This window comes from Arthrobacter sp. 05T47 (assembly GCF_056395825.1).
The window spans coordinates 1-10,222 of sequence record NZ_JBFTKG010000063.1; the positions used below are offsets into that span (position 1 = coordinate 1).

At 67.5% G+C, this 10,222-nt stretch carries 7 protein-coding genes; 2 read left to right on the forward strand and 5 right to left on the reverse strand.

Annotated features, from left to right (window positions below):
- Nucleotides 1-300: 300 nt before the first annotated feature.
- On the reverse strand, nucleotides 301-1,101 hold the full coding sequence (locus AC1DEY_RS22040) for a glycoside hydrolase family 25 domain-containing protein (RefSeq protein ID WP_476869852.1): 801 nt from the start codon (nucleotides 1,099-1,101) through the stop codon (nucleotides 301-303).
- Nucleotides 1,102-1,248: 147 nt separating this feature from the next.
- Here AC1DEY_RS22040 and AC1DEY_RS22045 point away from each other — a divergent pair, with 147 nt between their 5' ends.
- On the forward strand, nucleotides 1,249-2,976 hold the full coding sequence (locus tag AC1DEY_RS22045; protein WP_476869853.1) for a helicase HerA-like domain-containing protein: 1,728 nt from the start codon (nucleotides 1,249-1,251) through the stop codon (nucleotides 2,974-2,976).
- Nucleotides 2,977-3,109: 133 nt separating this feature from the next.
- On the forward strand, nucleotides 3,110-4,102 hold the full coding sequence (locus AC1DEY_RS22050; protein WP_476869854.1) for a hypothetical protein: 993 nt from the start codon (nucleotides 3,110-3,112) through the stop codon (nucleotides 4,100-4,102).
- A gap of 155 nt (nucleotides 4,103-4,257) precedes the next feature.
- Here the strand turns inward: AC1DEY_RS22050 and AC1DEY_RS22055 are convergent, their stop codons facing one another.
- The 4 genes from AC1DEY_RS22055 to AC1DEY_RS22070 all read right to left on the reverse strand — a co-directional run bounded on the left by AC1DEY_RS22055 (nucleotide 4,258) and on the right by AC1DEY_RS22070 (nucleotide 9,657).
- Nucleotides 4,258-4,971 (reverse strand): endonuclease domain-containing protein, encoded by a 714-nt coding sequence (locus AC1DEY_RS22055; protein WP_476869855.1) that lies wholly within the window; start codon nucleotides 4,969-4,971, stop codon nucleotides 4,258-4,260.
- 124 nt (nucleotides 4,972-5,095) lie between these two features.
- Nucleotides 5,096-7,054, reverse strand: coding sequence for an NHL domain-containing thioredoxin family protein (locus AC1DEY_RS22060; protein ID WP_476869856.1), 1,959 nt, complete (start codon nucleotides 7,052-7,054; stop codon nucleotides 5,096-5,098).
- A complete protein-coding gene (locus AC1DEY_RS22065) occupies nucleotides 7,051-9,225 on the reverse strand; it encodes a bifunctional copper resistance protein CopD/cytochrome c oxidase assembly protein (RefSeq protein ID WP_476869857.1) in 2,175 nt (724 codons plus the stop codon). The genes AC1DEY_RS22060 and AC1DEY_RS22065 overlap by 4 nt, the downstream gene beginning before the upstream one ends.
- A gap of 144 nt (nucleotides 9,226-9,369) precedes the next feature.
- Nucleotides 9,370-9,657, reverse strand: a complete 288-nt coding sequence (locus AC1DEY_RS22070) for an HU family DNA-binding protein (protein WP_011776355.1) — start codon at nucleotides 9,655-9,657, stop codon at nucleotides 9,370-9,372.
- Nucleotides 9,658-10,222: the final 565 nt, after the last annotated feature.

The window sequence follows — 10,222 nt, forward strand, 5'->3', positions numbered from 1 at the left end:
GGGCCGATGGTTGGGGCCGATGGTTGCGAGATCAAGGATGGAAAGCGGAACAGTCACGGAAAAGCCGGCCTTTCGTAGCGGAGCAGTGTGCGGGCCGGAGTTGGGAACTGCGGTCCTGGCGGCACCGGGTTTCCGGCGCGGGCACACTGGCATCAACGACGGCGGCCCCCGGGATATTTCTGCACATTTTCCTGCGCATGTTTCTTGCCCGGTACGGCCAGCCTGCGGCCGGCCGCACGCCTCCTGCTACGTGCCTGCCTGCCTGCTACATAGGCTTTCGCAGATCAGTGAATCAGCGGGTCAGCTGCATGAGTAGTTGTAATCGAGTCCGCCGGAAATGTACTGCGTCATCGAGACACGGCTGCGCGGGGTCAATCCGGGGAGGGCGCAGTTCTTCTTGGCGCCGGCCGCGGATCCCGCTCCCGCAAGCCAGCTCGGCAGTCCTGCCAGCGGGCTGGTGAACTTAACGGTTCCGGCGATCCTCCCCCACTGATAGGGGGTGGAGTAGAGGCCCACGCGGGCGCCGATCCGCTTGAAGTAGGCGGTCATGCCTTCGAGGACTGCGACGTTGGCTGCCTTGTCTGMCTGCCAGGTGTTTTCCGTTTCCACATCCAGCCACCAGAGGTAGGTCTGAGGGTTGCTGACGCCGCGGCGCYTGGCGTCGTCGKACGCYTTGGCCCATCCGTACATGTAGGAGCAGGCTTTGAACGACCCCAGGGCGCAGTTGCCGTAGGGGTTGGYGACCTTCACCCCGCTGTAGGTGTTCGATKTGGGCCACCAGGACCCCTTCAGGCCGGGGTTGGCCGTATTGACGTACAGGGCCACCCGCGGCTGCGACGTCGCTGCGGGAGACTTCGCTGTYTTCGCCCAGGCCAGCTGGCTTGCCAGGCACGGGTTCGTGTTGTTGGCCAGGCCGTAGTTGACGCCGACGACCGCGAAAGCGGGCTGCTTTGGCAGCGTCTTGCCGCACTGCGGCCAGGACACGTCGATGCCCGGTCCCGGGGASGTGGCCGTGGCGGCCGAGGCAGCGCCTCCACCCAAGAAGACAAGGCAGAGGGTTATGACAAAGGCCAGTACGATGCGCGGGARCGAGTTGGGCATGCCACAGTCTAAAGCAAGAAAAACAAATCGGTGGCGTAATTCTGTCACGGCGCCGGTGCGCCGCCGACACGGTCACACAACTCGCCACCGCCGAATAGGCCGGCTTGAGCCGGGTSCGGRAACACYGGACCCGGCTAAGCTAACCGCATGGCCATCAAATCCACTGCAGAYAAAGTCGCCACGATCCAGAAGGGCTACACCCTGGACGGCCCGACGATCGAGCTCGGGGCGGCAATCGTCGACGGCGAACTCCACAAGGACGCGCCCGTCCGGCTGCCGCTCGCGATGATGAACCGGCACGGCCTCGTGGCCGGGGCAACGGGCACCGGCAAGACAGTCACGCTCCACATGATGGCCGAACAGCTTTCCACGGCGGGCGTGCCCGTGTTTCTGGCCGACATCAAGGGCGACCTCTCCGGGCTSGCCACCGCCGCCACAGGCAGYGAGAAGCTCCTGGCACGCACTGAGAGCATCGGCCAGGCATGGTCGGGGAAGACCTTCCCGGTGGAGTTCCTGGCCCTCGGCGGCGAYGGACAGGGCATACCCGTCCGCGCCAGCATCACTTCCTTTGGCCCCATCCTGCTCTCCCGGGTCATGGACCTGAACGAGACCCAGGAATCCAGCCTGCAGCTGGTCTTCCATTTCGCGGATAAGAACAACCTGGAGCTGATCGACCTCAAGGACCTGCGTGCCGTGATCCAGTTCCTGACCTCGGCCGAGGGCAAGGACGCGCTCGAGGAACTCGGCGGSCTCTCKAAGGCAACCGCCGGTGTGATCCTGCGCGAACTGAYCACCCTCGAGGCGCAGGGCATGGAAAARTTCTTCGGCGAACCCGAGTTCAACACCGCCGAACTGCTGCGTACCGCACCWGACGGCCGYGGCGTGGTGAGCTGCCTGGAATTGCCCACCCTGCAGACCACGCCGATGCTGTTCTCGACATTCCTCATGTGGCTGCTCGCAGATCTCTTCGAGGACCTGCCTGAGGCCGGAGACCTCGACAAGCCCAAGCTCGTGTTCTTCCTGGATGAGGCGCACCTGCTGTTCAACGGCGCTTCGAAGGCCTTTCTCGACGCCATCACCACTACCGTCCGGCTCATCCGGTCCAAGGGCGTCGGCATCTTTTTCGTGACGCAGACCCCCAAGGATGTCCCCGCGGACGTCCTGGGCCAGCTGGCAAACCGGGTGCAGCACGCCCTCCGCGCCTACACCCCGGAGGACGCCAAGGCGCTCAAGGCCACCGTCTCCACCTTTCCCACCAGCGACTACGACCTCGAGGAGACCCTCACCACCGCCGGCATCGGCGAGGCSGTCATCACGGTCTTGAACGARAAGGGGGCGCCGACGCCCGTGGCMCTGACCCGGCTCCGCGCCCCGGAGTCCGTCATGGGTCCCAGMACCGATGCCCTGATTTCCAGCACGGTCGCYRCCTCCGCCCTCCTGCCCAAGTACGGCACCGCCGTCGACAACATCTCSGCGTACGAGAAGATCACCGGGAAGGGCGCYGCCCCCACCGGGCCRGCCGCCGGGACCGCTCAGCAGGGTGCCGGGACCCAGGGAGGGKCCWCCGCCGGCGGACTGGACCCGAACGCCATCGACGCCGAAGCCCGACGGATCGAGGAAGAAGTCCTCGGCCGTCCCAGCAGCCGAACCAGCAGCAGTCCTGCGCCGGCACCAGGGATGCCGCCCGAATACGGGGAGGCGCCCGAGCGGCRTGCCCCCCGGCCGGCACAGCCCACAGGCGGCGGCATCGGCGGCGACCTCGCGGGGGCCCTGGGCGGCGGCCTCCAGAGCATGGCCCGCTCGCTGGGGACCCAACTCGGCCGGGAACTGCTGCGCGGCGTSTTTGGCACTTCCTCGARGCGCCGCCGMCGCTAGCGGATGAMTGCYGTTGCKGCCCGCCGGAGGTCCGGGGCMYTCTAATCGGGCGCGGCCGCCATGGTCCGCGTCACAGAGSCGGTCCTTGACACGGAKATTCCTGTGGGGTGCAGGTAACGTAAGAATCGTGCAGATGAGTCAGGCCTTGGTCAAAATCGCAGCAGCGTGGCTGCTGGGACTGATGCTTGCCGTGGCCGGAGCCATYGTGTCGATCAACCTGGTGAACGACTCCATTGCCGGGCCGCAGCAGCCCGTCCGCGAATATCTCAGCGCMCTGCAAAAAGGCGAGGGYGAAAAAGCCCTGGGCCTGCTGCGCSCCTCCGTGCCGGACAGCAACCCGGCGATGCTCGACGGAACCGCCCTGCAAACYGCGGCCTCCCGCATCTCMGACGTCAAGCTCGGCGACGCCGAAGAGCGCGGYGCGAACCGGGTGATGGTGCCCATGGACTACACCATCGATGGCAGCCGGCTGCGGACCGAGTTCCTGCTGGAGCGTTCCGGCACCGAGTGGYTGTTCTTCCACAAATGGTCYTTCGTCCCCGCTGCGCTGCCYGTCCTGGACGTCACGGTGGTCAACTCCAGCGAGGCAACCGTCAAYGGCGTTCCGGTGAACATGCCCAACGGCCGCAACTCCTTCGCGGTCTTCTACCCCGGCGAGTACGAGGCCTCACTGAACGGCCAGTACTTCTCGGCCCCGCCCACCCGGGCCACCGTCGCCGGAGAGGAAGCGCACCCGGCCTCGCTGAACCTGCTGACTGAGGCCACCGGTGCCCTCAAGGACGCCGTGAGTGGCAAGGTCAAGGACTTCCTGGACTCCTGCGCCCAAGAGGCCGACAAGCAGCAGAAGCTGCAGCCCGACTGCCCGTTCTATCACGCCACGAACAACCGGGTGATCGACGGGACCATCCACTGGAGCATCACGGACTACCCCACCGTCAGCATCGAGCCGTTCGGCGGCCGCTGGGTCGTGTCCCCCTTGGACGGCAAGGCCCGGATCCAGGGCCGCCAGGTGGACCTGTTCTCGGGCGCCGTATCCGAYATCGACAGCGTCCACGATTTCAGCTTCACCACCCGCCTGGACATCGACGGCGACACCGTCAAGCTCACCCCGCAGCTGAACTACTAGGCTCCCGGCTAACTCCTGGAACCCTGGCTGATTCCCACGGCGCCGGGCCCCTTCCYGTCAYGCAGGGCAGACTTTGAACCCGTCGCTGGCCCGGCTCCCGGCAAATCCGCGGATTTCTTCTCCSTCGGTGCCAGAWAACCTGCCGGCCGTGACGCCTACCCGGGTGCCTTGAYGCCGGCAAGGACAGCGAGGACCTCCGCCACCATGTCCGCCGGGTTGTGCACCACGTCCGCAYAGTAGTAGCGGAGCACCGCRTATCCTCGGACCACGGAGCGGTTGTTGCGGCGCTGSTCTTTCTTCACYTGAGCCCATTCGCCGTGATGGCGTCCGTCGAGCTCCACTATCAGCCTGCCCTCAAGCAGCAAATCAACAGAACCGACGCCGCCGATGTGCACCTGCCCTTCCACGCGGATACCGGCTTGCCGGAAATAGGTTCGCGCCAGGGTTTCGAGCAGCGATTCCGCGCCGCGGTCCACCCAATTCAGGACCTCCCGGGCCCGGCCATTGCGCGTCCCGGGCAGTCGCCGTCGCAGGAAGTCCAGCGTCATGTCACCCCTGCCGACCGCGCACTCCACCATCACCAGGGACTCGCGGAACGGCAGCCACCTCAGCGCATGGATGAGGACATCGCCCAGGGCCGCAACCGGCCGGTGCGGATCCGGGGCGAACAGCAGTCCGCCGTGYCCCGGCTCCCCGCCTGCCGCACCCCCGCGCCGGTGGTACACATGCCGGGGCCCGGGCTGCTCCAACGCCCACAACCCGTAGAACGGCGCGGCGCTCACACACGTGAGCAGCTGCCTGCGCTGGAGCAGCGCAACATAGTCAGGGTCCGCCGTCGGAAGCGCATACAGTCCCCGCGATGGTTGCACGACGCCGGCCCTCACCGCCCGCSKCRGCRCGGCCCGAAGAAAGCCGAAAGGCTGCTGTCCGTGACGCGRGGTCACGGGCAGCAGCCTTTTGATCAGCMYYGGCGCAGCGGCCAGGTGYTGCGGCTCAGTCCATTCCGCGCAGGTCCAGGACCAGCTCGGTGTCGCCGTCGGCCTGCAGGAGGACGGGGATTCCCCAGTCCTGCTGGTACAGGTGGCAGGCCGCGTGGTCCGGGATCTCGCCGTCGGCGTCTTCGGGGCCGTCGCACCCCGCCGCGCGGGCGGTGATGTGCAGGACGCCTTCGGGAACGTCGGAGGAAAGTTCCAGGGTRCGCAGGAGCCCCACGGACGTCCCGCCGCCGGAGACCAGCAGTTCGGGCGGGGTGGAGGAGATCTTCAGCTGGGTGGGATCGCCCCAGCGGTCGTCCAGTTTCTGTCCGGTGGGCGCCGTGAAGCGCACGGCCAGTTCGAGCAGCCCGGGCGCCACAGGGCTCTTGGGCCGGTGGGTCTGCGCGGCGCCCTCGTCCACCTGCTGGGCTTCCTTCGGGATGGGCACGTAGACKAGYTGGTGCTTGTTGGCCTCGACCACCACCAGCAGCGGTTCGGCCCCGGCAACATGGGTGTGATCCACAATCACGTCCGAGGGCTCGGACAGTCCGCGTGCCAGCGTGGAGACCGTGCCAGTTGCGGGGTCGTAGCGGCGGACTGCGCCGTTGTASGTGTCGGCAATGGCCACGGAGCCGTCGGGAAGCACCGTCACGCCGAGCGGGTGCTGCAGCCGCGCTTCGGCGGCGGCGCCGTCGCGGAAACCGAAGTCGAACAGGCCCTTGCCCACCGCCGACTCGACGGTGATGCTGCCGGCGTCGTCAATRACGAGTTTGCGCAGGGCGGAGGTCTCGGAGTCAGCCACCCAGATGTTGCCGTCAGCGTCTTCGGCCAGGCCGGAGGACTGGGCAAACCAGGCTTCGGCRGCCGGGCCGTCCAGGAGCCCTTCGAGGCCGTTGCCGGCGATGATCTTCACGGCGCCGGAGGTGGGTTCGAAACTGAAGATCTGGTGYACGCCRGCCATCGCCACCACCACGGCGTTCAGTTTGGTGGACCAGACGACATCCCACGGGGAACTCAGCGATACCGCAAGCGGGTCCGCCTCGAGCCGGGAACCGTAGGCTGCGCCTTCCTCGTCCACCCGGGCCGGGCCGGTTTCCAGCAGCCGCTGCACGCCGTTGCCGGCAAGTGTCCGGACGGTTCCGTCCGCGAGGGACAGTCCGCGGAGCCGGTGATTCACGGAGTCGGCAATCACGACGTCGTAGCCGGTGTCCGCGGCGACGGCCTCGGGCAGCAGCACCAGGCCCTGCGGTTCATTGAACCGGGCGGTGGCGGCGTTGCCGTCGGCGTGGCCCTTGTCGCCGGAGCCGTAYGTGGCCAGAACSGTCTCAAAGTCGGTGGAGAGCTCCACRAGCCGGTGGTGGCCTGTGTCGGTCACCAGCCAKGACCCGYCCCCRGCGCTTCCGACGCCGCGGCCGGCAGGAAGGTACAGGGCCTTGCCCGGGAAGCGCAGCGTGCCCGAYGTCGGCTCCGGCGCCACGTAGGGGCCGTCGCCGCGGTGCAGGGTGCCCTTGGCCTCRTGTTCGGCGATGAGTTCGGGGATGAGCACGGCGAGGCCGTCGGCGTGGCCCTCRCCGGARAGGTGCGCCACGATGTAGCCCTCGGGATCGATGACCACCAGGGTCGGCCACGCCCGGGCCGTGTAGGCCTTCCAGGTGTCCAGTTCCGGGTCGTCCAGGACCGGGTGGCGGATCTCGTAGCGTTCGACGGCGGCGGCCAGCGCCACRGGATCGGCCTCGTGCTCGAACTTGGGCGAATGYACGCCAACGGTYACAAGRACATCSGAGTACTSCTGCTCSAGCGGGCGGAGTTCGTCCAGGACRTGCAGGCAGTTGATGCAGCAGAACGTCCAGAAATCCAGCAGGACGATCTTGCCGCGMAGGGATTCGAGGTCCAGGGATTTGCCGCCCGTGTTCAGCCAGTTGCGGCCCACAAGTTCGGAGGCCCGGACCCGGAGGTGGGTGCGTACGGTTTCGGTCATGAGCGTCCTTCCAGCTTTGAATTGCGTTCGGCAAGCCTGGCATCGCGCTCGGCCAGCTTGGCAAACATATCGTTGTAAGCAGTGAGATCGGCGTCGTTATTCCTGTCCGCCGCCCGGTCCGTGCGCTTGGACTCCCGCGCGTCGGAGCGGGACCACATGACGGCGACGCCGATCGCCACCAGCAGGGTTGGCACTTCACCGATGCCCCAAGCCACGGCACCGCCCATCTGCTGGTCCAGCAGGGCACTGACTCCCCATGTCCGGCCCAGGTTGCCGAAGTAGTCTGCGGCCAGCAGCCCGGTGCCGCCCATGATGGCGACGCCGAAGAACGCGTGGAAGCCCATGGTGGCCAGCAGGATCAGCAGCCGCATGGGGTACGGTGCGCGGCGCGGCAACGGGTCGGTGCCGATCATGGTGAGCACGAAGATGTAGCCGGTGAGGGCGAAGTGCAGGTTCATCAGTTCGTGGCCCACGTGGTCCCGCATCGCGTAGCCGAACGCGTCCGAATAGTAGAAGAGCACGATCGAGCCGGCGAAGTTGGCGGCGGCGAACAGCGGGTGGGTCACCAGTTGCGAGAACTTCGAGTGGATGAAGATCAGCAGCCACTCGCGCGGTCCGCGGGAGCTGTCGCGCCGCGGCGTGAGTGCCCGGAGCGCCAGCGTCACGGGGGCGCCGAGGACCAGGAAGATGGGGGCCACCATGGTCAGGGCCATGTGGTCCACCATGTGCGCCGAGAACAGGACCCTGCCATAGACCGACGGCGGGCCCGAGGTCACGTAGATGAGGACCATGAGGCCAATCACCCAGTTGATGGTCCGGAACCAGGACCAGGAGTCTCCCCGTTTCAGCACCTTCCGGACACCGAGGGCGTAGGCCGCGAGGCCAAAGATGGCGACGGCGATCCAGAGCCAGTCGAGCCGCCACTCCGTGAGCCAGCGTTCCGGCGTCAGTTCCGGGGGCAGCTCGTAGCCGGAGAGGATGAAGGCCGGCGACGCGTCGGGGGCGAAAGTGGTGGGCTGCGGCGGGGCAGAGCGTCCCAGCGCCACGGCGATCCCGGACGTCACTCCCATGACGAGCAACTCCACGATCACCAGCTGCCACAGCACACGGCGGGCGGAGCTTCCCATGGCGCGGTTGCCCAGCTGCGGGATGACCCAGCGGCGGTGCATGAACCCGATGCCGCCGAGCACCAGGACCGCCGCCGTCTTAGCGAGGATCAGTTGCCCGTAGGCCGATCCAAAGAGGTCGGCCCAGGAGGTGAGGCGGATGCTGGCGTTGATCACGCCGGAGGCGAAGACCAGGATGAAGGCGAAGCCCGCCAGGGAGGAGAACCGGCGCAGGGTTGGCTCGGTGATGTCCGCAGTTCCGGAAGAGGCCCCTGAGTTGCGGCTGCCGGCACCTGTGCCGCCCAGCACGCCCGAGAGCACTGCCAGCATGATGATGCCGCCCACCCACGCCGAGACGCCCACCAGGTGCAGGCCGAGCGAGTTGATGGCGCCCTCGTGGTCACTGGAGCTTGAGGAGTGTCCGATCAGCGCAGCGGGGACCAGCCCGATCAGCGAAAGGACCAGCGTCAATGCCAGGCCTCCGCGGGACCGTACGCCGAAAAGGGCGGTGGTGACGACCGCCGCGATGATCACGACAGCCAGCCAGGCGCGTCCCGTTTCGATATCCGTCATGAAGTACACGAGCGAGCGGGTGAATTCCGGATCCCCGGATAGGCCCTGCCCTGCAATGTCCGAATAGCCGAGGACCAGCACGGCTATGGCGGAGAGGGTCCAGACGGCGCCCGCCGCCGCGGCAACGGCCAGGGCCCGGCTGAAGGCCGGGTGCTCCGGGGCGTCCCGGTCCTTGGACCGGGTGCCGTTCCTGTTCATCGGCAGGATCCCGACGGCGAAGATGAGTCCGCCGATCACGGTGGCCACGGCGACGTTGTGGACAGCCTTGCTCACCGGCAGCCCCCAGCGCACCAGCGCACCCGGGTCCGAGACTTCGCGGGCGGCTGCAGCGCCGGAAAAGATGAGAGCCGCGGCCAGTCCCACGAACAACGCGCCAAGGCCGGCGATCAGCCACGGCCGGCCAACTCCGCCGGGACCGGAACCAGGGCCGCGTGCGTCCCCCGGGGGGACGGGCGCTGCGGTTGTGGGCGTGGGATTTGCTGCGGAAGGCACACCTCCATTGTCCGCTACGCCGCCCTGCGCAGCGAATCGGCGCCGGAGGCCCGGTTCGAGCGGAGCAGGCCCGCAAAACGGCCGGGGGACGCAAAAGGAGCGGCAACCCGAGGGTTGCCGCTCCTTTGAAGCCTGAGAAGAAGACTACTTCTTCTTGGCGACTGCAGCCTTCAGCTTGGAGCCGGCGGTCAGCTTGACGCTGTGGCCAGCGGCAATCTGGATGGTCTCGCCGGTCTGCGGGTTGCGGCCGGTGCGAGCTGCACGGTCGGTGCGCTCGACGGCGAGCCAACCCGGGATGGTGATCTTTTCGCCCGCGGCGACAGAGGTCTCGAAGACCTCGAACAGTGCGTCGAGCACGGAGTTGACTGCTGCCTGGCTGGTGCCGGCCTTGCCTGCTACCTCTGCAACAAGTTCACTACGGTTCTTAGCCATTTATGTCCTCCTGGACGGTCATGATTTCTGGAGCCTGCACACGGCATGCGTACAAACCACTSTTCGAAAACTTACCAGCTTGGCGCCTTAGAGGTGGCAAATTCCGCGTGTTTTCGGCGTTTTTTGGGGAAAATCACTGGAATCGGCGCCGATCGCAGGTGAAATTGCGCCGAGAGCGGACGCCTCGCTGCCGGCTGCCTTTCCGACAGGTCCGCCGACGCCTCCGCCTGGTTTCCCACTGGCGGACTTTCCGCGACCAATTGAGGTGCCCGGAGGCGTACCGGTGGGGTGTGGGGCCGGTTGGCGTGGTGTCCGCCCCGGTGTCCGGGAGGGGCCTGCGGGCCTGCCCGGTGCGGCGTGGGGGCGGTTGGCGGGGTGCCGGGGGCGGGTGTCAGGGATGGGCCTGCGGGCCTGCCGGGTGGGGTGCGGGGGGTGCCGGGGCGCTGGTGCCGGGGGTCCGGCGCCGGCAGCGTCCTGGCCGCGGCAGCGGGGTCCTGGCCGGCGCGTTCCGGCGGCCTGGCCGGCAGCCGTGGCTGTGGCCGGAAAGTGGCGTTAAATGCGGGAG